The following is a 25000-nucleotide window of genomic DNA, read 5'->3' on the forward strand; positions in this document are numbered from 1 at the left end:
ACCATGACCACGATTGACCGGCGTCTTGCGCCAACCACCCTGGCTCCCCCCCTCTGGCGCCGTCGCAGCCGACTGCAACGCGCCGCCTCGGCGGTGCTGCCCCTGCTGCGCCGTGCCGGTTTCAGCCTGGCGCTGCTGGTGGTGCTGTTTGCCCTGGTCGCGGCGGTGTCGCCGTCATTGCTGAGCAGTTTCGACCCCTACGCCACCGCACCGGCCGCCAAACTCAGCGCGCCCAGCCTGGGCCACTGGTTCGGCACCGATGAACTGGGGCGCGACCTCTACACCCGCGTGGTCTACGGCGCCAGCCTGTCGGTGCTGGCGGCGTTCCTCGCGGTTGGGATCGCCCTGGTCGGCGGGCTGGGGCTCGGCATCCTGTCCGGCTTTGCCGGCGGTCGCATCGATGCGGTGCTCATGCGTTTTATCGATGTCTTGCTGGCCCTGCCCGGCCTGCTGCTGGCCCTGGCGATCGTCACCGCTATCGGCTTCGGTACCGTGCCGGTGGCCATCGCCGTGGGCGTCGGCATCATTCCGGGGTTCGCCCGCACCACCCGCGCCGAAGTGCTGCGCGTCAAGACCTTGCCCTACGTCGAAGCCGCGCGCCTGGGCGGCGCCAGCTGGCGGCGCACCTTGCTGCGGCACATCCTGCCGAACGCGTGGGGCCCGGTGGCGGTGCTCGCCACCCTGGATTTCGGCGCCGCGATCCTGGCGACAGCGGGCTTGAGCTTTCTCGGTTTCGGTGCTGCGCCACCGGCAGCGGAATGGGGCACCTTGATCGCCAACGGTCGGCACTTCCTGATCACCGCTCCGTGGGTCTCGTTGCTGCCAGGCCTGTTCCTGGTGGCCGTGGTGTTCAGCCTCAACCATATCGCCCGCACCTTCGAGGAGATCCAGCGGTGACCGCCGATAACAACCTGTTGATCGATGTGCGCCAACTCAGTGTCGGCTACCGCTCCGGCGGCCAGACCCTGCTGGCGGTACAACGCCTGTCATTGTCGATGGCCCAGGGCGAAACCGTCGCGATTGTCGGCGAGTCGGGCTCGGGCAAATCAACCCTGGCCAACGCGATTCTCGGCCTGCTGCCCGACCACGCGCAGATCAGCGCGGGTCAACTGTGGGTGGGCGGCAACGACCTGTCCCATGCCAGCGAACGCCAGAAACGCTTGCAGCGTGGGCGCACCGTCGGGCTGGTGCCCCAGGACCCGATGGTCAGCCTCAACCCGACCCTGCGCATCGGCCAGCAAATCGCCGAGGCGCTGATCCTGGCCAAGGGCAAGCGCTACCCCGGCGTCGATGCCGATATTGTCGAGCTGCTGCAACAGGTGGGTATCGACAAGCCGGTCCTGCGGGCCCGCCAGTACCCCCATGAACTCTCCGGCGGCATGCGCCAGCGCGTGCTGATCGCCATCGCCCTGGCCGGCAACCCCCGCCTGATCATTGCCGACGAGCCGACCAGCGCCCTCGACGTCACCGTACAACGCAAGATTCTCGACCACCTGCAACGGCTGGTCAGTGAACGGGGCATTTCCCTGCTGATCATCACCCATGACCTGGGCGTGGCCATCGACCGCGCCGACCGCATCCTGGTGATGAAGCAAGGCGAAGTGGTCGAACAGGGCCCGCCCCGGCAGATACTGGCGAACCCGCGCCACGACTACACCCGCGCGCTGATCGCCGCCGCTCCCGCGTTCGCCAGGCGCCGAGAGCCACACGCCAGGTCCGATGCAACGCGCGCACCGATCCTGCGCCTGCACAACGTCGGCAAGACCTTCAGCCTGCCCAAGGTGAAGGGCGAAGACCCCACCTTCGTGGCCCTGCAAGACCTCAGCCTGCAGGTCTACCCCGGCCAGACCCTGGCTATCGTCGGCGAATCCGGCTCAGGCAAGAGCACTGCGTTGCGCATCGCCCTGGGCCTGGAGAAACCGACCCAGGGCCAGGTCTGGTTCGAGCAGCAAGACGTCACCACCCTGAGCTGGCGCGAATTCCGCCCGCTGCGTCAACGCCTGCAACTGGTCCAGCAAAACCCGTTCGCCGCGCTCGACCCACGCTTCACGGTGTTTGACAGTATTGTCGAACCCCTGGTGTCGTTCGGGCGGCTCAAGGGGGCGGCGCTGGAACACGCGGCGCGCGAGCTGATCGGTCGCGTGCACCTGCCGGTCAGCTTCCTCGATCGCCTGCCGCGCGAGCTGTCCGGTGGCCAGTGCCAGCGTGTCGCGATCGCCCGTGCGCTGGCGTTGAAGCCGGACCTGTTGCTGCTCGACGAGCCGGTCAGCGCCCTCGATGTGTCGGTGCAGGCGCACATCCTCGACCTGCTCGAAGAGCTGCAGCGGGAAATGGGGATTGCCTATGTGCTGGTGTCCCACGACTTGTCGGTGGTGGCCAACTTTGCGCATGAGGTGTTGGTGCTGCGCAATGGCAAGGTGGTCGAACAGGGAACGGTGGAACAGATCTTCAACCGGCCGGGCAGCGATTACACCCGTGAGTTGATTGCCGCCATCCCTGGCAGCGTGGCGGCCTCCGCCGCCTGAGCCGGTGGCCTACTCGGCCGCGCAGTCACGCGCTGCGATGCCTTTTTCCTGGGCATACGCAGCGGATTTGGCTTCGATCAACGGACGCAAGGTGGCGCGGTCGGCCTGGACCCAGTCGGTCACCAACACCCACTTTTGCCCGTCCCACTGCTGCACCCGCGCCGCGCCGCCGCCTTCATGGTCGGCGCAGGACAGTTTCAACGGCGCCAGCAACCCTTCGAGCCCCAACGCTTTGATGCGCGCTGCGTCGATGTCCAGGTGCTCGAACGCCCAGCGCGTTTCTTCGCCGTTCAACCCACGGTGGCCGAACTTGGCCTGGCCGGTGCGCAGGGCCTCGACCGCAATGGCCGCGTTGATCAGGCCGATGTTGTAGTAGACCTTGCCGAAGTAACTGGGGTCCTTGAGGTTGCTTTTGCCCGGATCAAGGATGAACTGCTTGAGCCTGCGGTGAATTTCAAAGGTGTCGCCACCCGGGAACGGCGCCAGTGCCTGGTAGCCTTTGGCAGCGGTGCCCGCGGGAATCACGTCGGCTTCGGAGCCGGCCCAGACATCCCCGATCAGGCGATCCACCGGGATGCCGAAACGTACGGCGGTCTTGATACCGACCGGCGTGGATACGCCCCAGGTACGCAGAAAGACCCAGTCCGGATTGATCTGGCGCACTTGCCGCCATTGGGTGGACTGTTCATTGCCAGGGTCGGCCACGGGGATCTGGATGTTCTCGAAGCCGTACTTTTCTGCGAGCAATTGCATGGCGGCCTGGGTTTCACGGCCATAGGCGGAGTCGTGGTAGACCGTCACGATCTTCTTGCCCTTGAGCTTGTCCAGCCCCCCCTCACGCTGGGCGATGTAGTTGATGCCCACCGACGCCTGGCCGTAGTAGTTGAGCAGCAACGGGAAGGCATAGGGGAACACGCGGCCATCGGTCGACTCGGTACGCCCGCCGGCGCCATCGATCAACGGGATATGGTCGACGGCGGCACGGTCCATCAGCGCATAGGACGCCGGCGTGCTATGGGTGAAGAAGAAGCCGGTGGGCGCGCCGTCCAGGCCGGCCTTGTAGCGCTCGTAGCATTCGATGATGCGATCGGTCTTCCACTCGGTCTCGCACTCCTGCCACACCAGCTTGACGCCGTTCACACCGCCCTCGACCTCGTTGATGTAGCGAAAGTAGTCAATCTCCCCCGCCCACCACGGAATGCCGCTGGAGGCGTAGGCGCCGACCCGATAGGTCGCCAACGGGATGAACTGTTGATCATTGGCCGCCTGGGCCACGGCAGGCAACAGCCCGCCAAATGTGCCGATGGCCAGCAGGCCGGCGATTAACGTGCGCTTGAAGGGGATGTGCATGGGTGTGGCTTCTTATGAAAGGTGAGGGTTAACCCTCCCGTTGTCGGGTCAGTGCCAACCCACTGACAACACAAATCATGCCAAAGCATAAGCCTCGTAGATTCAACGAGTTACCCCCATTCGCGCGAAGCGTAGAGCCCATGAAATCGCACAGTTTATTGAACCGGTGTTGCGCCACCAACAGCGCCTCGGCCGCTTTACGCGGTGTGGATGGGAGGATTTATTTGCGGCCGCGCATTCAAACGGCACACACCTTCGGGTACATTCAGCGCCCCTACGGACAGCACGCCCGCCCCTTATCGGGCATTCAAGGACACCCTGCGCATGGCTGCATCAAACAAATGGCTGATGTCATCGGTCGCGTACTACCTCGACTTTTTCAGCGTTCCGCTGTTCGTGATCCTCGCACTTTACCTTGCACCGTTTGATCCCGGCCTGGCGCTTGCGGGGTTGTTGGGATGGACGTTGGTGGAATATGGGGTACACCGTTTTCTGTTCCACTCCCTGTATCGCCACGAGCATTGGACCCACCATGTCGATGTGCTCGCCTTTATCGGTGTATCCAGCTGGAAAACCAGTTCGGCGCTGGCGGTCCTGTTACTGCTGGCCTGGTATGGGCAACTGACCTCGGTATTCGTCGGTGCGGTGGTGGGCTATTTCTATTACATCTCGGTGCACTACGTGATGCACCGCCCCAACCATTGGGCTTATCGGTTCATTCCAGGGCTGATCGCCAATCACGATCTGCACCATCGCAAAGGTATCGAGAAGAACTTCGGGGTCTCTTCGCCGCTGTGGGATCATGTGTTTCGCACCTTCATTCGAAATGAAGCGCGCGGCTGAGCCCCCCGGTAGATAGGGCCGTTGTGGCGAGCGGGCTTGCCCCGCGTTGGGGCGCGAAGCGGCCCCATTCCAGGCGATGTGTTTTTAACTGACACACCGCGGTGCCTGGTTTTGGGGCTGCTGCGCAGCCCAACGCGGGGCAAGCCCGCTCGCCACAGTTACATTCCTTACAGTCCTTACAGTCCTAACAGTCCTTACAGGCATTCGGCCTTGTCGAATCGTCGACACCGGCTGATCGCCGGCTCGGACGTCAGGATCAACTAGGTTGACTGAACGCTCCCGAGAAATCGCTCTACCGCAAACACCCCCATCTGCGCCGGCATCTCGCCCTGCAATACCCACTGCGCAATCGCCTGCCCAAACAACGGCGCAAACTTGAAGCCATGCCCGCACAACCCCGCCGCGACGAACAGCCCCGGCACCCGAGGGTCGGGGCCGACAATCGGGTTGCCATCCGGTGTGTTGTCGAAGAACGACACGCGGCGGCCGGTGGCCCGTGCGCCGGTCAGGCGCTTCAAGCGCAGGGCGGCGCGGTCGCGGTAGGCCAGCACGTTGGCGTCGCAGAAGCTGCGGTCGAAGCTATCCGGGTCGATCGCTACGCCTTCGGCGGCCATCAGCGAGCCGATGAAATAGCCGCCGGGCTGGTCCGGGCGCAGGTAGAAGCCCGCCTCCCGGTCGCAATAGCCTGGCATCGGCGAGTCAACGCCCTCCACCTGGACAATGCCGACGCTTTGCCGGGTGGCGTGGATCGGCAATGGCGCCTGGCAATCGTCAGCCAGGGTGGCAGCCCACGGCCCGGCGGCATTGACCACATGGGCGCAGGCGATAAAGCCGGTGTCGGTCTGCACGCCGATGGCGCGCCCGGCCTGGCGCACGATCCGTCGTGCCGCCCGCCCCTCGTCGATCACCGCGCCGAGGTCCCGTGCACCGGCTGCAAAACTGCGCGCGGTCAGGCGCGGATCGCAATAGCCCGCGTCGGGCTCGAACACCGCGCCCGCCAGGCCGTCGATAATCAGGTCAGGCACCTGCGCCTGCATTTGCTCGGCAGACAACCACTCAAGCGCCGCGCCCGTCGCGCGCAAATGCTCGACGTTGGCCTGGGTGGCCGCTTGTTCGCGGGCGGGAATACCGGTCAAGAACCCCGTGCGCTGGTAGCCGCAAGTGCCGGGATAGTGCTGCCGCCAATCGCGATAGGCCCGCACGCCCCGTGCCGCCAGTTGGCTGAGGGCGGGGTCGGCGTAATATTCGCGCACGATCCCCGGCGACGCGCCCGACGAGCCACTGGCAATCGCGCCTTTGTCCAGCAGCCGTACCGACGCGCCGGCGCGCGCCAGGTGCCAGGCGGCGCTGGTACCGGTGGTGCCGGCACCGATCACGATGACGTCAGCGTATTCATGCATCGCTGGATGCACCCGCCAGCACCACGCTGGCCGGCAAGCATGGCGCCAGCGCCAGCGGGGACAAGGCCGCAAAACGCGGGCGCGCCACGGTCTCCGGCCTCGGCAGCGAGGCGGCATACAGCGCCTGGACCACCGGCAAACCGTCATGGCCCAGGCGGTGCCACAGGTGCTCGGCCAGGCGCGGCATGATCGGCGCGGCCAGGTACGCCAGGCCCTTGAGCCACAAATAAGCGTGCCCAGGCTGTGTCACGTCCAGGTCCGGCCGTTGCATCCACTGGTGCAAGACCTCCCAGGCGTCGCGCACCGAGACAGCGTCGAGCCGGAACGCCTGGCCCAGGCGCGCAACGGCCATTTCGAGGCCCGGCAACAAGTCTGGCTCGATGGACTGCAACCGGGCCTGATCGAGGCTGCCGAGGGCCAGGTCGACACGCCGGTCGAGGGCACCGGCCAGGTCCACATTGACCACCTCGACAAACTCCTCCACGGCGAAATTGGTTTCGCCCAATTCGGGGCTTTCGCGGCAGAGGAAATAACGCACGCCATCGCTGGTGGCCGGGGTTTTTTCGACGATATCGGCGGCCCAGACCACATGCAGGCGGCTGGTGGAAAACTTCGCGCCTTGCAGGTTGTAGAAGTAGTTGGTCAGCACGTAGTCAAACGACTGGTGATCCTGCAGGGCATCCATCACCGCCACGCTGCCCGCCAGCAGCAACACCGCGTTATCGATACCAAAGCTGACCAGCGTGGTCACCTCGCTGCTGCGCAGCATGGCGTGGCCGTGCTCCGGGGAGTGCTCGCGGGCACGGTCGGCGCAGGTCAGTGCGTATTCCCAGCCGGACTCGAACAACACGCGTGGGTTGTCAAATCGATCCGGGCTCCAGGCCACGCCCCAGTCGCCGGGTGCAGTCAGCCGCACGCGGCCATTTTCGCGTTCCAGGAAGCGCGCGATCACCTCGATGATCGACGCCGGCGCACCGGACGCCGCCATGCGCCGCAGCAACTGGTCGGGGTGGGCCACTTTCAGGAACAGACTTTCGACCTCGACCCACTGCAACGGGCTGTCGCCCATGCGCGGCTGGGGATTGAGCATGGTTTCCGGGCGGAACAAGGCACCGCAGGCTTCACAGAAGTAGCCGCCAGCCCCGGCCTGGCAATACGGGCACTGCCCCACCAGCCAGGCGCCGGCCATGTAGCGACGGGTATGCGGGCAATACAGCACACGTTCGACCACGGTTTCGGTCACGCCCAACGCCACCAGGCGCTCGACCGTGCGCCGGGCATTGTCTGCATGCTGCGCGGCGTACGGGCCTTGCACCAGGTCGAGGATGTCATCGACCTCGACATCCAGCGCGCGCAGGTCGTTGGCGATCTGCCCGTGGTAGTCACGCACCACCTCTTCGGGCTCGCGCTGCTCCTGCACGCCTTTCCACAGGACGTAGGAGTCGAAGCCGTCTACCGCCGAGACCACATCGACACTGTGCCCCTGGGTGCGCAGGTAGCGCCCGAGCATGTCCATGCGCAAGTAAGGACCGGCAATGTGGCCCAGGTGCAACCTGCCGTTGGGCGTGGGAGGAATCGGCATCAGGAAGAATTTTTGCGCGGTGATAGCAGTCATCTTTTCAATCCATCGAGGCAGCGGAAAGTGTGGGTTCGGCGATGGCCGCCGTATCGGGCCGATGAGCCACGATCAAATCGAGGGCCTCGCGGGCAATGCCGGGTGCCAGGCGGAAACCCGCACCACTGCCGGCACCGGCAAATACCAGGTGGTGCACCGGGTCGAAGCTCACCCGCGATTCGCCGCTGGGGCTGTAGCTGTCGCAGAACACCCGGCCGCCGCGACACCGCGCCACCAACGCCGGCAGGTAGTGCGCCAGCGTGCGGTTGGCGACGTCCCGGTCGTGGGGAGTGATTTCCAGCGCGTGCTTGCGCGGCGCCACATCCCATTCATCACAACGAAAGCTGAACAGCCATTGGTTGCGCGCGGCCAGTGGCATCAGGTACGCATCCGATTGCGGCAGGAACAACGCCGCGGCATTCGCCGGCGGTACGCCATCGATATGCAAGGCCACCACCTTCTTGACCCGTAGCCCGTGCTCGGTAGCGAGTGCGCCAAACGGCGACTCGCTGACCCATGGCCCGGTGGCAACCAGGGTGCGTCGGGCGCGCACGCTGGCGCCATCGGCCAGGGTGATACGCGAACCGCTGCCCTGCGCATCGATACGCTGCACACCCACGCCCTCGATGCAACGCACCTGGGCGCTGGCCAGGCTCTGGCTGATCAGCAACCGCGCCACCCAAGGCGGCTCGTAGCTTTCGGCGGTGCCGCCGCGCAACAGGCACTCGCCCGTGCCCACCGTGAGCGGCGCACCCAGGCGTTCACCGAGGTCGGCGGCCGACAGGTCGGCGGGCTCGACCGTGGCCTCGACCACGGCCTGCTGAATCTCGGGCGTCAGGCTGCGATCCGCCAGCCAGTACACCGGCGCCTGGCTGGTGCGGATGCCCAGCCGATCACGCAGCGCGCGGTACAGCCCGGCACTCTCCCCGGCCAGGCGCCGTTCGCGTGCCGAGCGCCCGGTGGCCAGCAGCACCCCCGCCGAGTGCGAGGTCGCCCCATCGCCGATGCGGTAGCGGTCGATCAACAGAATCCGCCAGTGCGGGTAACGCTGTACCGCGTGGTGCAAGGCCCAGGCGCCGATAATGCCGCCGCCGACAATCACCAGGTCGAAATCCTGCTGCATGCTCATGCCCACCACACCGAAAACACCTGGACCTGCGCGGTGCCGGCGTTGCGCGCTAAATGTGGGCGCCAGGGGGCAAAATACAAACTGTCGCCATTTTTTACCGCGTGCCAGGTACCGTCGTAGAACACGTTGAGGTCGCCGCCGCTGATAAACCAGATCTCGTTGACTGCGTGCCTGTCTTCATCCGTTGCGCAGTCGGGATCGATGGTGAAACGCGAGGACTGGATCGGGGCGTTGACCAATTTGCCGGAAAAGTGGTGCAGGTACAGGTGCACGCCTTGCAGCGCCACCGGTTCCTCGGTTTCGCGAATGACCGGGGCGTTGCCGTTGGGCGGTAGTGTGATGGGCTCCATGGCCGGGCTCCTGGGTCTAGTTGGCGAGGGCGGTCAGGCGATCGAAACGCGCGTCGCTGACCTCGTCGAAGGCAGCGCTGGGGCCCCATTGGACGAACGCGTCGGGTTCGTCCAGGTCGTACAGGGCTTGCCCGCTGACGCTGTTGAGGATGTTTGCGCAGCGCCAGGGAATCAGGCCCAGGTTCGGGTCGGCGATGCCTTTCTGGCTGCGCGCGGCGTTTTGCACGTAGATGGCCGACCCCTGCGGGCCGTCCCACTGCACGGAGTAGTCCTGGTTGAACACGTATTCGCCGTTGCGCCGGGTGATGCGTGGCTCGATCGCCCCCAGGCATTCCGGCATCTGGTAGGCGTACCCGGTGCACAGCACCGCCATGTCGGCACTCAGCTCTTCCTGCACATGGCTGTGCCCATGCACCAGCGACAGGCTCCAGTGATGGGGACGCTGCTGGACTGCGGTCAACTCGCGGCCCGGCAACAGGCGGACTTTGCAAGGGTGATGCAGCACGTGCTTGAGCTCGTACAGGCGGCGGTAAATCGATTGCAACAACGATTGGGAGATGCCGTCGCTCGCCAGTTTCTGTTCGACCAGCAGCGACTGGCGCACGGCCTCGGGTTGGGCAAAGAAGTGGTCGCTGTATTGCGGGGTATACAGCTCGTTGGTAAAGGGCGACTCATCCAGCGGCGAGAAATTCCAGCGCCGCGACACCCAGGTCACGCTGGCCGGTAGCGCGCTGGTGTCGGACAGCAGGTGCTGAATGATCTCGGCGCCGGTCTGGCCGCCGCCGATCACCACCACGCGTTTGTCTTTCAGGCTGCGCTTGCGGGTCATGTACTGGGAGGAATGGAACAGCGTGTCGCCCAGGTGTGGGCGCGCGAATGCCGGGATCGAAGGCTGTTGCCCGGTGCCCAGCACCAGGTTGCGCGCCGGCTGGACCCAGGTATCCCCCTTGAGCAGGAACAGCCCGTTCTCGAACTCCACCGAACGCACTTCGCTGTTGAAATGCAGGTTGGGCAGCTGGGTACAGGCCCAGCGGTAGTACTGGTTGAATTCGCGGCGCAGCACTTGATCGAAATTGGCGTTGATAAAGCTCAACAACTGTTTTTGCTTGGCCAGGTAGGCGAGGAACGACAGTGGATTGGACGGGTCCACCAGGCTGACCAGGTCCTTGAGGTAGTGCACCTGCAACATGGCGTCGGGCACCATCATCCCCGCATGCCATTGAAATTCGCTGCTGCGCTCGAAAAACGTCGCGGTAAGGCCGGGTTTGGGCTGGGCCAGCGCCGCCAGGCTCAAATTAGCCGGGCCAATGCCGATTCCCGCTATATCTACAACGGCTGCCGCAGAGAGCACATTCATGATCATTATCCCTAGTGATGATGTTTTTCAGGTGCAGCGGCGCCTCGCGGCATTCACGAAGGCGTGCTGGGCAATGGTTTTACAAATGCAAACGCATCAGTTTTTCACGGGGTGCGCAGCTGGCACCTTGAGCACCAGGGCGGACAGCATCATGGCCAGCAATGACAAGCCGATCGCAACGCTGACAGCGAGGTAGATGGCATCGCTACGCGGTTGGATCGAGGTCAGCAGGGCCCCGAAGATCGCCACGCCAAAGGCTGAACCACTTTGTCGACTGGCATTGAGCGTGCCTGCGGCCACCCCGGCCTTGGCACGATCAACCACACTCATGAGCACGGAGGTGGCGGCCGGCGTAATGATCCCCGCACCGAACCCCACCGCCGGGTAACACAGCGCGATGCGCCAGTACGGCGCATCGACGGCCAACGCGAACAGGCCGATAAACCCCAGGGTGTACAGGCCGAACCCCGCACACAGCACGGCGCGGGCGCCATAGGCCCGGGTCAACCGGCCGCAGGTGAAGCTGCCGAGGGTGACCATGGCGGTCAATGGCAGGAACGCCAGGCCCGTCTCCAACGGTGACCAGCCCCGGTCGGTCTGGAAGTACAGGCTGAGCAGGAAAAACAACCCGTAGAACACCAGGGCCGAGACCAGCGACAGGAACGTTGCCCCGGAAAACACCGGGTTACGGAAGTAATGCAGCGGCAGCATCGGGTCCTTGTGCCGGCTCTCGGTCACCAGGAACGCGCACCAGGCGATACACGCGACAAACACCCCGACGTAGACCCACTCGGAATTCCACCCCAGTTTGGCCCCTTCGATCAGCACGGCCACCGAGGTCGCCAGCGCAATAATGGCGGTGATTTGCCCCGTGACATCCAAGTGGCGGTTGGGCGCCAGGGGCGCTGAAGATGGGATGCGCGACGTCAGCCAGACGCCGACCAGGGCAATCGGCACGTTGATCAGGAAAATACTGCGCCAGCCGAACAGTTCGATCAGCACCCCACCCACCAAGGGGCCGGCCGCCATGGCAATACCACCGCAGCCTGCCCACACGCCGATGGCACTGGCACGCTGGTGGGTCTGTGGGTAGGCGCTGTTGATCAGCATCAAGGAGCATGGCACCAGCAGCGCGGCCCCTACCCCTTGCAGGACGCGTGCGCCCACCAGTTCAGGCAGATCGTTGGCCAGCCCGCATAAGCCCGAGGCCAGCGCAAACAGGCCGAGGCCGACGGCGTAGATTTTCTTTGCTCCGTAGCGGTCGCCGAGCAAGCCGCCCGTCAGCAGCAGGCTGGCAAAAGTCAGGGTGTAAGCGTTGATCACCCATTGCAGGCCGGTGATATCCGAGCCGAACGTCTGGGAGATGGACTCCAGTGCCACGTTGACGATGGAGGTATCCAGAATGACGACCACATAGCTGAGGCTGGTGGCGATCAGTACCTGTCGTTGGTAGCGCGTGTTGAGTTCCATAACCCCGTCTTTCCTATCCATAATGGCGCTTTGACTATAAGCAGCTTTTCAATTGAAACGCTTCGGGCTGTGTCGAAGTGTTAGTGTTTATGTCATCCTGAAACCCGACATCACCTGGCAAAGCGCGGAGTTCAATGGAATGACCCAGCCCAAAATTTCATCCATCGCCTACCTGATCGCCGAGCCTGTACGCGCCGTGATCCTCATCACCCTGGCCGATGGCAGTTCCATGTCCGCCAGTGCCCTGGCCGATGCTGCTGGGGTGACACCGCAGACAGCCAGTTCACACCTGGCGAAGTTGCTCGATGGCGGTTTGCTCACGGTCGAGACCAAGGGCCGCAACCGCTTCTATCAGTTGGCCGGCCCTGATGTATCCCATGTATTGGAAAGCCTGGCGGCGGTGTCGCCGCAGACCAGTACCTGGCGCAGCCTGCCCAACCGTGCCGCCCATGAGCTGCGCTTTGCCCGTTGCTGCTACGACCACCTGGCCGGCCAGGTCGGCGTTGCGGTGACCCAGGGCATGCTCGACCGTGGCTACATCCTCGATCGCAACGAACGCGAATATGTGCTGACGCTGCGCGGCATTGAATGGCTGCAATCGCTTAACCCGGACAGTGGCGAGCCGTGCTTCCAGGACCACGTCCAGGCCCGTCGTTGCCTGGACTGGACCGAACGCGAGCACCACATCGCCGGCCCGCTTGGGGCCCATCTGCTGGAGACCTTTTGCCAGCTGGGCTGGCTAAGGCGAACCACCGGCACGCGCGCCGTGCACGTCACCGGCGCCGGCTGGCGCGCGTTCAAAATGCATTTGGGGATTGAACACTTGCGGCATCTGGAGGCGCCCTTGCATGCGATGGCGCCGGCCCGCAAAAGGCTTATGCCGGCTCCCGCCGCGGGCTGAACAGCCCTTCGATTTCGCGGATCCTGCGCTCCTGGGCAACCCCGCTCTGCTGCCAGGCGGCAATCGCGTTGATCCGCTCATACCAGGCCGCCACATGGGGATACTCCAGGAACGGCGCCTGGGTACGCGGGATATGGCTCAAGGGCGCCGCCAGGTCGATGTCGGCCAAGGTCAGCCCATCGCCAACCATAAACCGGCGGGTACTCAGGTGCCCCTCGAGCACGGCGGTGTAGCGGTGGATGGCGTGCAGGGCTTCCGCAACCAGGGTCGGGTTTTCGGCATGCCCCTTCAGGCGCTCCATGAAACGCTGTTCGATCAGCACCGTGGGCCCGCGGCGAAAATGCTCGGCGGCCCAGAACATCCACTTGAGGGTTTCGTACTTGGCCTTGCCCGAGGGCAACAACGACGAACCGGCCTGTTCCGCCAGGTAAATCATGATGGCCGACGCCTCGAACAGCACCACGTCGCCGTCGACAAAGGTCGGGATCGTGCCGTTCGGGTTGAGCGCCAGGTACTCCGGCGTACGGTTCTGGCCGCTGAACAGGTCGAGGAACACGAATTCCACGTCCAGCCCCAGGTAAGCGGCCGTGGTCAGCACACGCCGGGTATTGCTCGAACCTCTGTCGCCATACACTTTCATGCCACTGCCTCGGTTGCCTGTTCGTCCATTAATGAAAAGTGCTCGCCGAGCATCACCACCACCTCGCCCGCCTGACGCACCGATTGGTACACCGAATTGACCATCGGCGCCGCCAGGTAGGAGGCCACGCCCAGCAGCCAGATGTTTTCCGGCGCCCCAGCGCCCGGCAAGCTGACCTGCAATTGCGCTGACACCTCGGGGGGCGTGCAGGCCATGGCGGGCGTCACGTGCAGGGCCAGGCCGTCCGGGGTGGCATGGAACGGTTGCTTGTGAAAGCCGGTGGCGCAGACCACGGCATCGACCACTTCGACACGGCCATGGCGGTCGCGGGCCTGCCATCTGCCCTGCCACTCCAGCGTCGTCGGCAACTGGGGCGCCAATTGCAGCTGCCCTTGATCGATCAGGCGCAACAGGGTGGTCGCGGTCTGCAACGGCACCGCGAACAGGTAGCGCCCAACCGCTTCCCAGCAGTTTTGCAGCGCCGCCAGCCTGACTGCCGGCGGCGCGGCGCGCAGCTTGATGTCGGCCAGGTCCATGCACTGCACCAGCAGGTTTTGCCAGTCTGTCGCGCCCCCCTCAGCCAGGGCGATTTCACCGCGCAGGCGCTGGACAGGCTCGGCACTGCGATCGATCTGTGCGCGCAATGAGCGGCCACTGATGGCCTTGGCCGAACGCGCGACGATGCGCAGCAAATGCCAGTACAACTTGGGGCTTTCCAGGTCCAGTCGGGCAAACCGCGCTTCATCCAGGCTCGCCGTGCACCGTCGGGGAGTGCCCGTGCGCACGCCCGGCAAACGCCCGGACGGCGAAGCCATCAGCACCTGGTGCCCCGCGCCGCACAACAGCAGCACGCTATCGATGGCCGACAACCGACTGCCCAGCACCAATACCCGCGAAGGCCGGGTCAGGCTCGCCAACCACGACCGGGTCGGGTACGGCGTCGCGAAAATCCCCGGTGCGCCCAGGTGCGGGGTCACCAGCGGCGGCACAAACGGCGCCGCGCTGCCGGTGCATACCAGCACCGCCGAGGCTGAACGATGGCTGCCATCCTCCAGTTCCAAGCGGTATTCACCGTGGGCGACCGGCTTGATATGGCGCACCGCCGCACGCACCACCCGGTGCTCGATGCCCCGGGCCTCGGCCAGGTCGCGATACTCGGCATACCGCTGTTTGAGGTAGCCCGACACCCAGGCCCGCGGCACAAACGCCTGTTCACCGACATCGATGCCTTGGGCCCGCAGGTAGTGCTGGAAGTCATGCATGTCGTCGTCCAGCACCGACATGGTCTGCACCGAGGTATTGCACAACAGCGCGTCCTGGGAGGCCGTGAAGGCGATTGAATCCGCCAGCCCTTCGGGATCGATGATCTCGATGCAACCCGCCACGCCCGTGCGCACCAGCTTGATAAAGGCCGCAACGCCGGTGACTGAGCCACCAATGATGGCGACCGTCGCCCGCCGCGTCACAACGTATGCGCCTTGGCCAGGACAGGCGCCAGCAACCGTACGCCGTACCAGCCCCAATACACGCGGTGATAGGTGATCAGGCCGTTTTCGATCTCCATCATTTCCATCAGGTCGACCTGTTCGCCTTTGGGCGTCTTGCGCGGGTACTCCCAGGTCAGGTTGCGACCATTGATGAACGCTTTGTCGCTGCGATACCACTCGGCCAAGTCACTGGGGAACTTGCGCTTGCTGTCTTCCATGAACCGTTGGATCACGTCGCGCCCCACCAGTACCCCGCTGCCGTGGTCGGGGTAGATCGCCAGCACCAGGGGTGTCTCGAACACCGCGTGTTCTGCGTACAGCGCTGCAGTGGCCGCGAGGTCGCCCGCACAGACGGTGGTGTGCCAAGCTTCATAAATACCCAACAGGCCAGGATCGATAGACGAAGTCATGGAGTTTCCTCAGGGGGCAACACTGCAATAATAGAAGCCCCAACTATAGGGAATTGCCACCCCAGGATGCTTCGACCTGGCCCGAAGTGTCTGCCCTGCCCCTCTCAGGCGTCAGAGCGCGCCCAGCTGTTTCATCACACTCAGGTTGTCTTCGATGTGCCAGTTGGCGGCGATCTTGCCGTTTTCGATCTGGTAGATATCGGTGGCGATAAAATCCACCGGTTGCCCGGCCCCCTTGATCTGGCCGAATGTACCGGTGAAATGCCCGCGAAAATGCAGGTGCACCACCACCCGGTCACCGGCAAGGATCATCTGTTCGACCTCGCAACGCAGGTCCGGCACCGCACCGCGAAAGGTCCGCGACGCCAGCAACGCGCCCTGCGGGCCGGGTTGACGACCGGGCGGCGGGGTTTTGTCGACGAAATCATCGGCCAGGGCCTGCAGCGCCAGGCGTTCGTCACCGGTATTCCAGAAGGTGTCATAGCGCAGGGCGGCCGTTTCCATGCTGGCCCGCTGTGCGGCCGACAGGCTGTTGTCGATCACCCGCACGCCCGGCTTCACCAGCTCGGGGGTTGCCGCCATGGCCGCGCTGCAAAACGACGAGGCCAGGAGCGTAGTGACAATGCCAAAGCGCGATATCGCTGAGTGTTTCATGCTGCAGTTTCCTTGTGTGGGGGACGGTTCAAATCGTCTCGCCTTCCCTGACGCTGAGGGGGCTCTTGAGGGTGTATTGCGCGATCGCGTCCTTGCGCATGAAGGCGACGCCGGGGTGGCTGTTGGCGTAGCGCAGGAACTCATCCCAGACCCTGACCATTTGCGGCGTACCGCTGATGCGGTCGTGGGCACTGATCGACATCATGCGGCGCCGGCTGCCAGCCTCTTCGTACAGCTGGTCGAAATCCAGCTTCACCTGTTCCAGGAACTGCGACGGTGAGTAGTTGCGGCCTTCGATCAGGACAATGTCGTTGTTGCGCAAGGTGTACGGCACCACCACAAAGTCCTTGCCGTTGACCTGTTCGATAAACGGCTCGTCACGGCTCACATCATCGATGTGATAGACGTAGCCCAGCTCTTGCAGCAACGACAAGGTATTGGGGCCGCGGCGCAACCAATTGCAGTTGTAGCCGCTGACCGGTTGGCCGGTGACGTCTTGCAGCATGCGGGCGGCCTGGCGCAGGAACGTGCGTTCTTCATCACGGCTCATGGCAAATTGCGAACTCCAGCGCGGGCCATGGCCGGAGGCTTCATGGCCGCGCGCGACGATCTCGCGGGCCAATTCAGGGTGGCGCTTTACCGCGTCCCCGATCATGTGGCTGGTGACCTTGACGCCATGCCGGTCCCAGAGGTCGAGCAGCCTGGGAATACCTTCGCGGTAGCCGTAGGCGAACCAGGTATTGGTGGCCGGGTCGGCGGGCACGTTGTCGGGAAAATCCACAGGGGGAAACGGGCTGTCGGTGCCCTTGAGCGGTTGCCCGCCGGCTTCGAATTGCATCGACACTGACACCACCAGGCGCGTATTGCCCGGCCAGAAGCCGCCCTTGGCCCGGCGTACGCTTGCCGCTGGGGCAGCGTCCGTTGGCGCCGTGGCCGCGTTGGCCGTGCCGAGCAACGATCCGGCGGTTAGTACCGCGGCACCGGCGCCCGCCTGGGCCAGGAAAGTACGCCGTTGCAGGTTCACGTATGACATGAGCGTCACTCCGTTGGATAAACACGGATGCAACCCTAAGCCTTTAGGTTTATTTTGATAATTGAGCGCAAATCAAAAATCACTTTCGGAAAAACCGAATAATGCTACTGAAGAACCTTGAGCTGTTTTTGCTGATTGTCGAGAAAGGCGGGTTATCCGCGGCCGGCCGGGAACTGGGTTTATCCCCGGCCTCCGTGTCGGAACGGCTGGCGCAGCTGGAGAGTTTCTACGGTGCCAGCCTGCTCAACCGCACCACCCGCGCGATCAACCTCACGGATGAAGGCCGCCTGCTGGTCGATGGCGCCCGGCGCCTGCTGGCGGAGGCGGATGAGTTGCACAGCAGCATTCGCCTGGGCACCCAGAGAATTTCCGGGCCGATCCGCCTCAGCGCCCCGGAAGACCTGGGCCGCCAATACATCGAGCCGATCCTTGCGCAGTTTATGCAGGAGTACCCGCAGGTCAGCATCGACCTGAATCTCAGCGACGGCTACGTCGATCCCGTCAGCCAGGGAATCGATTTCGCCGTGCGCTTCGGCGCGTTGGCCGACAGCACGCTGCATGCGCGGCTGATCGGTGAAAACCGACGTGTCGTGTGTGCGTCACCGCTGTACCTGGCCCGGCATGGCACCCCGCAACACCCCGAGGACTTGACCCGACATGAATGCCTGGTCATGCGCTTCGGTATCAATATCGCGCGGGAATGGACCTTCAAGCTGCACGGCAAGACACACCGCATCCTGGTGAGTGGCCGCCGCGTGGCGAATGACGGCGCGCTGGTCCGGCAATGGTGCCTGGCCGGCCATGGCCTGTGCTTGAAATCGGTGTGGGATGTGCGCGCCGACCTCGATGCCGGGCGCTTGGTCGAAGTACTCAAGGACTACGACCTGGGTGGCACCGCACTGAACATCGTCTACCCGCCCTCGCGGGTCCAGCCCCGGCGCGTGCGCCTGCTGATAGAGCGGATCGCCGCGCAGTTGACGGCTGAGGGCACACCGTAAGCCTGGATAAGTTCCTTGCAGCCTGCGCAACACACCTTTGCTATCAATCACATTGATAGCTGCCTAATGAAACCTGCATGCTAGAGGGCTGACAACGCGCTTATATCATTCCGAATGATAGTTACCTTTGCTTCATTCGATTCGTGACATACCGCCTCGCCGCGCATGATCCGCCCATCTCAAATACATTGGCGGATGCACCTCATGGAACAGTCACTCAAACACTTACGCTTTCCCTTGGCGATTTTGGCCGTGGTAGTGATGAGCGCGTGCGGCAAGGCCCCGGAACAAGCGGCCGCCATGCCTGCTGCGAAAGTCAGCGTGGCCAAGGTACTCGAACAACCGGTCAACGAGTGGGACGAGTTCACCGGTCGCCTGGAAGCGCCTGAGACCGTACAGATTCGTCCACGGGTTTCTGGCCAGATTGACCAAGTCGCTTTCACCGAAGGCGCTTTGGTCAAGAAAGGCGACCTGCTGTTCCAGATCGACCCGCGTCCATTCCAGGCCGAAGTGCGCCGCCTCGAAGCCCAACTGGCGCAAACCAAAGCCGCTGCCACCCGCAGCGATAACGAAGCCCAACGCGGCGAGCGCCTGCGCCAGAGCAATGCGATCTCCGCCGAACTGGCCGACTCGCGCACCACCGCCGCCCAGGAAGCCCGCGCGGCTGTCGCCGGGATCCAGGCGCAGTTGGACCTGGCCAAGCTGAACCTGAGCTTTACCCGCGTCACCTCGCCGATCAGCGGCCGCGTCAGCCGTGCCGAAATCACCGCCGGCAACCTGGTGACCGCCGATGTCACCACGCTGACCAGCGTGGTCTCCACCGACAAGGTCTACGCCTACTTCGACGCCGATGAGCGCGTGTACCTCAAGTACACCGAGCTGGCTCGCCAGGGCCGTCGCGGGGCGACCACCCCGGTGTACCTGGGCCTGTCGAATGAAACCGGCAACCCGCACCTGGGCCAGATGAACTTTGTCGACAACCAGGTCAACCCGGCCACCGGCACCATCCGTGGCCGCGCCGTGTTCGATAACAGCAAAGGCGAATACACCCCTGGCCTGTACGCACGCCTGAAACTGGTCGGCAGCGGCACCTACTCCGCCGTACTGATCAACGACGAGGCCGTGGGTACCGACCTGGGCAAGAAGTTCGTGCTGGTGATGGAAGGCGACAAGCCGGCTTATCGCGCGGTGGAGCTGGGGCCGAAGATCGAAGGCTTGCGTATTGTGCGCAGCGGCCTGAACAAGGACGACACCATTATCGTCAAGGGCCTGCAACGCGCGCGCCCCGGCTCGCCGGTCGCCCCGGAAACCATTCCGATGGCCAGCAAGGAAACCCTCGCCGCCTTGGCCCAACAACGACAAGCGCTTGAAGCCAGCAACCTGGAACAAGTGGCGCCGGACAAAACCGCGCCCAAACTTGCCAGCGCTGCGACTCCACGCGGTTAAGGGATACGACTCAAGATGAATTTTTCCAAGTTCTTCATTTCGCGGCCGATCTTCGCAGCGGTGCTGTCGCTGCTGATCCTGATCGCCGGTGCGATCTCGCTGTTCCAGTTGCCGATCAGCGAATACCCGGAAGTGGTGCCGCCCACCGTGGTGGTACGCGCCAACTTCCCGGGCGCCAACCCCAAGGTCATCGGTGAAACCGTGGCCGCGCCGTTGGAGCAAGCCATCACCGGCGTCGAGAACATGCTGTACATGTCCTCGCAGTCGACCGCCGACGGCAAGCTGACCCTGACCATCACCTTCGCCCTGGGCACCGACCTGGACAACGCGCAGGTGCAGGTGCAAAACCGTGTGACGCGGACTCAGCCAAAATTGCCTGAGGAAGTGACGCGCATCGGTATTACCGTGGACAAGGCCTCCCCCGACCTGACCATGGTGGTGCACTTGACCTCGCCGGATCAGCGTTACGACATGCTGTACCTGTCCAACTACGCGATCCTCAATATCAAGGATGAGCTGGCCCGCTTGGGTGGCGTGGGCGACGTGCAGTTGTTCGGCATGGGCGACTACTCCCTGCGTGTCTGGCTGGATCCGAACAAGACCGCCTCGCGCAACCTGACCGCGACCGATGTGGTCACCGCGATCCGCGAGCAGAACCGCCAGGTAGCAGCCGGTGCCCTGGGCGCCCAGCCTGCTCCAACGGATACCAGCTTCCAGTTGTCGGTCAATACCCAGGGTCGCCTGGTCACCGAGGAAGAGTTCGAGAACATTGTGATCCGCGCCGGCGCCAACGGTGAAATCACGCGCCTCAAGGACATCGCCCGCGTCGAGCTGGGGTCCAGCCAATACGCGCTGCGCTCGCTGATCGATAACCAGCCGGCCGTCGCGATTCCGATTTTCCAGCGCCCCGGCTCGAACGCCATCGACATCTCCAACGATGTGCGCGCCAAGATGGCCGAGTTGAAAAAGAGCTTTCCGGCGGGCATGGATTACCGCATCGCCTATGACCCGACGATCTTTGTGCGCGGTTCCATCGAAGCGGTCGTGCATACCCTGTTCGAAGCACTGATCCTCGTGGTGCTGGTGGTGATCCTGTTCCTGCAGACTTGGCGCGCCTCGATCATTCCGTTGGTGGCAGTACCGGTATCGTTGATCGGTACGTTTGCGGTGATGCACCTGTTCGGGTTCTCGCTCAACGCCCTGTCATTGTTCGGCCTGGTACTGGCCATCGGCATCGTGGTGGACGACGCCATCGTGGTGGTGGAGAACGTCGAACGTAATATCGAGCTGGGCCTGGCGCCGTTCCCGGCAACTGAAAAAGCCATGAGTGAAGTGACCGGCCCGATCATCGCCACGGCGCTGGTGCTGTGTGCGGTGTTCATTCCAGCCGCCTTTATCAGTGGCTTGACCGGCCAGTTCTACAAACAGTTCGCCTTGACCATTGCGATCTCGACGGTGATCTCGGCGTTCAACTCGCTGACCCTGTCCCCTGCCCTGGCCGCCGTGTTGCTGCGCGGTCACGATGCGCCGAAGGATCGCTTCTCGAAGTTCCTCGACAAGCTCTTTGGCGGCTGGTTGTTCCGTCCCTTCAACCGCTTTTTCGAGAAAGCCAGCCATGGCTACGTGGGTACCGTACGCCGGGTGATTCGCGGCACGGGCATTGCCCTGTTCGTGTACGCCGGCCTGATGGTGCTGACCTTCTTCGGGTTTGCCCACACCCCGACCGGTTTCGTACCGGCCCAGGACAAGCAATACCTGGTGGCCTTCGCCCAACTGCCCGACGCTGCGAGCCTGGACCGCACCGAAAACGTGATGAAGCGCATGTCGGACATCGCCCTGAAGCAACCCGGTGTGGAAGCCGCGATTGCCTTCCCCGGCCTGTCGATCAACGGATTCACCAACAGCCCGAACAGCGGCATCGTGTTCGTGACCTTGAAACCGTTCGATGAGCGCAAAGACCCGAGCATGTCCGCCGGGGCAATTGCCGGTGCATTGAACGGCAAGTACAGCGGCATCGAAGAAGCCTACATGGCGATCTTCCCACCGCCGCCGGTACAGGGGCTGGGCACCATCGGCGGATTCCGCCTGCAGATCGAAGACCGTGGCAACCTCGGCTATGACGAGCTGTACAAAGAAGTGCAGAACGTCATCACCAAGAGCCGTGGCGTGCCGGAGTTGTTCGGCCTGTTCACCAGCTACACGGTCAACGTGCCACAGGTCGACGCGGCCATCGACCGTGAAAAGGCCAAGACCCACGGCGTGGCAATCAGTGACATCTTCGACACCCTGCAGGTGTACCTGGGTTCGTTGTATGCCAACGACTTCAACCGCTTCGGGCGTACCTATCAGGTCAACGTGCAGGCTGAACAACAGTTCCGTCAGGACTCCGACCAGATCGGCCAGCTGAAAGTGCGTAACAACAAAGGCGAGATGATCCCACTGGCCACCTTCATCAAGGTCAGCGACACCTCAGGGCCAGACCGTGTGATGCACTACAACGGCTTTATCACCGCTGAAATCAACGGCAACGCGGCACCGGGCTACAGCTCCGGCCAGGCCCAGGCGGCGATTGAAAAACTGTTGAAGGATGAACTGCCCAACGGCATGACGTACGAGTGGACCGACCTGACCTATCAGCAGATCCTCTCGGGCAACACCGCGCTGTTCGTATTCCCGCTCTGCGTACTGCTGGCGTTCCTGGTACTGGCCGCCCAATACGAAAGCTGGAGCCTGCCACTGGCGGTGATCCTGATCGTACCGATGACGCTGCTGTCGGCCATCACCGGGGTGATCATCTCGGGCGGCGACAACAACATCTTCACCCAGATCGGCCTGATCGTACTGGTGGGCCTGGCCTGTAAGAACGCGATTCTGATCGTCGAGTTTGCCAAGGACAAACAGCAGGAAGGCCTCGACCCGCTCGCTGCGGTGCTGGAAGCCTGCCGTCTGCGTCTGCGGCCGATCCTGATGACCTCGTTCGCCTTCATCATGGGCGTGGTGCCCTTGGTGCTGTCCACCGGTGCCGGTGCCGAGATGCGGCATGCCATGGGTGTGGCGGTGTTCTCCGGGATGATCGGTGTGACCTTCTTCGGTCTGTTGCTGACGCCAGTGTTCTACGTACTGATCCGTCGCTATGTGGAGCGCAGCGAAGCGCGCAAAGCGGCCAAGGCCTTGAAGCTGGAGACACAGCAATGAGTGTGAAAGTCTTTCTGCCGAGCTTGCTGGTCCTGGCGCTGAGCGCCTGTGCCGTGGGCCCGGACTACAAAACCCAGACCCCGGAGGCGGCGAATATCACCGCCGCCGCGGATGCCAAACAGTATGACCACGCCAAGTTCGAAGGCATCTGGTGGCAACAGTTCGACGATCCGACCCTCAACCAGTTGGTCACGCAATCGCTGCAAGGCAACCGTGACCTGCGCGTCGCCTTTGCCCGCCTGCGCGCTGCACGGGCGATCCGCGACGACGCCAGCAACGACGCCATGCCGACGATTACCAGCCGCGCCAGCAGTGACCTGGCCAAGGGGCAAATCCCTGGCCAGACCACACGGCGGGTGAACAGCGAGCGGTATGACCTGGGCCTGGACATGGCCTGGGAACTGGACCTGTTCGGGCGCATCCAGCGTAACCTGGAAGCCACCGACGCCGACCAGCAGGCCGCCGAAGCCGACCTCTACCAACTGCAAGTCACGATGATTGCCGAACTGGTGGACGCCTACGGTCAACTGCGTGGCGCGCAGTTGCGTGAACGCATCGCCTTGGACAACCTGAAGAACCAACAGGAGTCACGCACCATCACCGTCAGCCTGCGCGACGCCGGTGTGGGCGATCAACTCGACGTGGAGCGTGCCGACGCACGCCTGGCGGCGGTGGAAGCCAGCGTGCCGCAACTGCAAGCCGAGCAAGTGCGCGAGCGTAACCGCATCGCCACCCTCCTCGGCCAGCGCCCCGACAAGCTGACCGTGGACCTGAGCCCGAAAGACTTGCCGGCGATTGCCAAGGCGCTGCCGATCGGCGATCCAGGGCAACTGCTGCAACGACGCCCGGACATCCTCAGCGCCGAACGCAAACTCGCCGCCGCCACCGCGCGCATCGGCGTGGCCAAGGCCGACCTGTTCCCACGGGTCAGCCTCAGCGGCTTCCTCGGTTTTACCGCCGGGCGGGGTTCGCAGATCGGCTCATCGGCCGCGAATGCCTGGGCCCTCGGCCCAAGCATTACCTGGGCCGCCTTTGACCTGGGCAGCGTGCGTGCCCGCCTGCGCGGCGCAGACGCCGAAGCCGATGGCGCCCTGGCGACCTACGAGCAGCAAGTGTTGCTGGCCTTGGAAGAGTCCGAGAATGCTTTCAGTGATTACGGCAAACGCCAGCAACGCCTGGTCTCGCTGATCCGTCAAAGCGAATCCAGCCGCGCCGCCGCCGACCTCGCCGCGATCCGCTACCGCGAAGGCACCGTGGACTTCCTGGTCCTGCTCGACGCCCAACGCGAACGCCTGGCCGCCGAAGACTCCCAGGCCCAGGCCGAAGTCGACCTGTATCGCGGGATTGTGGCGATCTACAAGGCGCTAGGGGGTGGCTGGAAACCAGACACCGTCGTGGCGACTGCCCAGTAACGTAAAGAGCTCCTTTGGTTGGTCGCATCCAGCCAATTTTTTGCCCCGCGGTCCATTCGGTCGCGGGGCTTTTTTTTTAAAGTGACATTTAGGATGGCCGATAAATTAAGTGTAGTTTTCAACTAATGGAGGATTTCACGATGGCCGTTTTGTTGACTGCGGAACAAATGAGGCACACGAAAGCGTCGAACCCGTTTCAAATACAACATCCGGAACAGGTGACGAACAAATTCACAATAACGGAAGAATCAAAAGCCGCGGAAACGCTGAAACTTGGCAAGCAGCAATCGATTGATGAGTTGAAAGTATTCTTGAAAGACTATGACATGACGTCGATCACCACCAACGAACTAAAAAAAGTCGGCAGCCGACTCTATAACAGTGGCGTCATTGATGGCGAAGCTTTTCATATGTTCATCTCTGGCCTGGGTGCTTTTGATGCCAACGGCCAGCAAGCCGAAACCGACGTAAAATACAATGCAATCGCGTTATTCAATGAAAAGCTAGAAGACTATCTGTCGTTTGTTGAAAGTCATCCAAACGTCAAGCGCTCCCAAGGCATACCCGAATATATCCAGGGCATGGTCGCTGCCAATCACGCAATCAATGCACTGACATTTTTCGTCAATTCATCCAAAAACGAACTTTCGATAGAAGAGCATGCTTGAAATGAGCCCCATGCAGGGCGCCAACGACATCCTCGGCGCCCTGCTGCTTCAGGACATTACCGACCGAACCTGACCGTTCCCCAATAGGACTTGGAGACCGTTTCGCGGTTCTCTAGC

At 63.3% G+C, this 25000-nt stretch carries 21 protein-coding genes; 9 read left to right on the forward strand and 12 right to left on the reverse strand.

Annotated elements, in window-relative coordinates; genetic code table 11:
* Positions 1–3 precede the first annotated feature (3 nt).
* Positions 4–897 carry an ABC transporter permease gene (locus tag P2T68_RS20515; RefSeq protein WP_024075334.1) on the forward strand — a complete coding sequence of 298 codons (894 nt, stop codon included), beginning with the start codon at positions 4–6 and terminating at the stop codon, positions 895–897.
* Positions 894–2525 carry an ABC transporter ATP-binding protein gene (locus P2T68_RS20520; RefSeq protein WP_277378213.1) on the forward strand — a complete coding sequence of 544 codons (1632 nt, stop codon included), beginning with the start codon at positions 894–896 and terminating at the stop codon, positions 2523–2525. Before P2T68_RS20515 ends, P2T68_RS20520 begins: the two co-directional genes overlap by 4 nt.
* Before the next feature lie 9 nt (positions 2526–2534).
* On the opposite strand, the gene P2T68_RS20525 is transcribed toward P2T68_RS20520, so the two are convergent.
* Positions 2535–3875 carry an ABC transporter substrate-binding protein gene (locus P2T68_RS20525; protein WP_173903842.1) on the reverse strand — a complete coding sequence of 447 codons (1341 nt, stop codon included), beginning with the start codon at positions 3873–3875 and terminating at the stop codon, positions 2535–2537.
* Positions 3876–4199: 324 nt separating this feature from the next.
* Between P2T68_RS20525 and P2T68_RS20530 the strand changes: the two genes are divergently transcribed.
* Positions 4200–4718, forward strand: a complete 519-nt coding sequence (locus P2T68_RS20530) for a sterol desaturase family protein (protein WP_024075331.1) — start codon at positions 4200–4202, stop codon at positions 4716–4718.
* A gap of 260 nt (positions 4719–4978) precedes the next feature.
* On the opposite strand, the gene P2T68_RS20535 is transcribed toward P2T68_RS20530, so the two are convergent.
* From P2T68_RS20535 to P2T68_RS20560, 6 genes are all read right to left on the reverse strand, one after another.
* Positions 4979–6118, reverse strand: coding sequence for an FAD-binding oxidoreductase (locus P2T68_RS20535; RefSeq protein ID WP_024075330.1), 1140 nt, complete (start codon positions 6116–6118; stop codon positions 4979–4981).
* Complete coding sequence (locus P2T68_RS20540; protein ID WP_277378214.1) at positions 6111–7733, reverse strand: methionine--tRNA ligase; 1623 nt, start codon at positions 7731–7733, stop codon at positions 6111–6113. Before P2T68_RS20540 ends, P2T68_RS20535 begins: the two co-directional genes overlap by 8 nt.
* A gap of 4 nt (positions 7734–7737) precedes the next feature.
* Positions 7738–8862, reverse strand: coding sequence for an FAD-binding oxidoreductase (locus P2T68_RS20545; RefSeq protein WP_227496877.1), 1125 nt, complete (start codon positions 8860–8862; stop codon positions 7738–7740).
* Positions 8859–9212, reverse strand: coding sequence for a cupin domain-containing protein (locus tag P2T68_RS20550; RefSeq protein ID WP_041160931.1), 354 nt, complete (start codon positions 9210–9212; stop codon positions 8859–8861). Before P2T68_RS20550 ends, P2T68_RS20545 begins: the two co-directional genes overlap by 4 nt.
* Positions 9213–9228: 16 nt before the next feature.
* On the reverse strand, positions 9229–10569 hold the full coding sequence (locus P2T68_RS20555; RefSeq protein ID WP_206379763.1) for a SidA/IucD/PvdA family monooxygenase: 1341 nt from the start codon (positions 10567–10569) through the stop codon (positions 9229–9231).
* A 96-nt stretch (positions 10570–10665) separates the two neighbouring features.
* Positions 10666–12039: an MFS transporter gene (locus P2T68_RS20560; protein ID WP_024075326.1), complete on the reverse strand. Its 1374-nt coding sequence runs from the start codon at positions 12037–12039 to the stop codon at positions 10666–10668.
* Positions 12040–12178: 139 nt separating this feature from the next.
* Here P2T68_RS20560 and P2T68_RS20565 point away from each other — a divergent pair, with 139 nt between their 5' ends.
* On the forward strand, positions 12179–12940 hold the full coding sequence (locus tag P2T68_RS20565) for a helix-turn-helix transcriptional regulator (protein ID WP_024075325.1): 762 nt from the start codon (positions 12179–12181) through the stop codon (positions 12938–12940).
* Here the strand turns inward: P2T68_RS20565 and P2T68_RS20570 are convergent.
* From P2T68_RS20570 to P2T68_RS20590, 5 genes are all read right to left on the reverse strand, one after another.
* Complete coding sequence (locus tag P2T68_RS20570) at positions 12915–13580, reverse strand: glutathione S-transferase family protein (RefSeq protein WP_024075324.1); 666 nt, start codon at positions 13578–13580, stop codon at positions 12915–12917. The two genes, P2T68_RS20565 and P2T68_RS20570, sit on opposite strands and share 26 nt — an antisense overlap.
* Positions 13577–15046 (reverse strand): FAD/NAD(P)-binding protein, encoded by a 1470-nt coding sequence (locus tag P2T68_RS20575; RefSeq protein WP_277378215.1) that lies wholly within the window; start codon positions 15044–15046, stop codon positions 13577–13579. The genes P2T68_RS20570 and P2T68_RS20575 overlap by 4 nt, the downstream gene beginning before the upstream one ends.
* Positions 15043–15477 carry a nuclear transport factor 2 family protein gene (locus P2T68_RS20580; protein WP_024075322.1) on the reverse strand — a complete coding sequence of 145 codons (435 nt, stop codon included), beginning with the start codon at positions 15475–15477 and terminating at the stop codon, positions 15043–15045. Before P2T68_RS20580 ends, P2T68_RS20575 begins: the two co-directional genes overlap by 4 nt.
* Positions 15478–15588: 111 nt before the next feature.
* Positions 15589–16131 carry an ester cyclase gene (locus tag P2T68_RS20585; RefSeq protein WP_193690660.1) on the reverse strand — a complete coding sequence of 181 codons (543 nt, stop codon included), beginning with the start codon at positions 16129–16131 and terminating at the stop codon, positions 15589–15591.
* A 28-nt stretch (positions 16132–16159) separates the two neighbouring features.
* Positions 16160–17164 (reverse strand): polysaccharide deacetylase family protein, encoded by a 1005-nt coding sequence (locus P2T68_RS20590; RefSeq protein WP_150053776.1) that lies wholly within the window; start codon positions 17162–17164, stop codon positions 16160–16162.
* A 101-nt stretch (positions 17165–17265) separates the two neighbouring features.
* Between P2T68_RS20590 and P2T68_RS20595 the strand changes: the two genes are divergently transcribed.
* From P2T68_RS20595 to P2T68_RS20615, 5 genes are all read left to right on the forward strand, one after another.
* On the forward strand, positions 17266–18162 hold the full coding sequence (locus tag P2T68_RS20595) for a LysR family transcriptional regulator (protein WP_069075913.1): 897 nt from the start codon (positions 17266–17268) through the stop codon (positions 18160–18162).
* Between the two features lie 204 nt (positions 18163–18366).
* Positions 18367–19608 carry a multidrug efflux RND transporter periplasmic adaptor subunit MexE gene (gene mexE, locus P2T68_RS20600; protein WP_024075318.1) on the forward strand — a complete coding sequence of 414 codons (1242 nt, stop codon included), beginning with the start codon at positions 18367–18369 and terminating at the stop codon, positions 19606–19608.
* 15 nt (positions 19609–19623) lie between these two features.
* Positions 19624–22803 carry an efflux RND transporter permease subunit gene (locus P2T68_RS20605; protein WP_024075317.1) on the forward strand — a complete coding sequence of 1060 codons (3180 nt, stop codon included), beginning with the start codon at positions 19624–19626 and terminating at the stop codon, positions 22801–22803.
* Positions 22800–24215, forward strand: coding sequence for a TolC family protein (locus tag P2T68_RS20610; RefSeq protein ID WP_024075316.1), 1416 nt, complete (start codon positions 22800–22802; stop codon positions 24213–24215). The genes P2T68_RS20605 and P2T68_RS20610 overlap by 4 nt, the downstream gene beginning before the upstream one ends.
* 140 nt (positions 24216–24355) lie before the next feature.
* Positions 24356–24883: a hypothetical protein gene (locus P2T68_RS20615; RefSeq protein WP_041160930.1), complete on the forward strand. Its 528-nt coding sequence runs from the start codon at positions 24356–24358 to the stop codon at positions 24881–24883.
* The last annotated feature ends 117 nt before the right edge of the window (positions 24884–25000 follow it).

The organism is Pseudomonas sp. G11 (genome assembly GCF_029457515.1).
GTDB classification, from domain to species: Bacteria; Pseudomonadota; Gammaproteobacteria; order Pseudomonadales; family Pseudomonadaceae; genus Aquipseudomonas; species Aquipseudomonas gorinensis.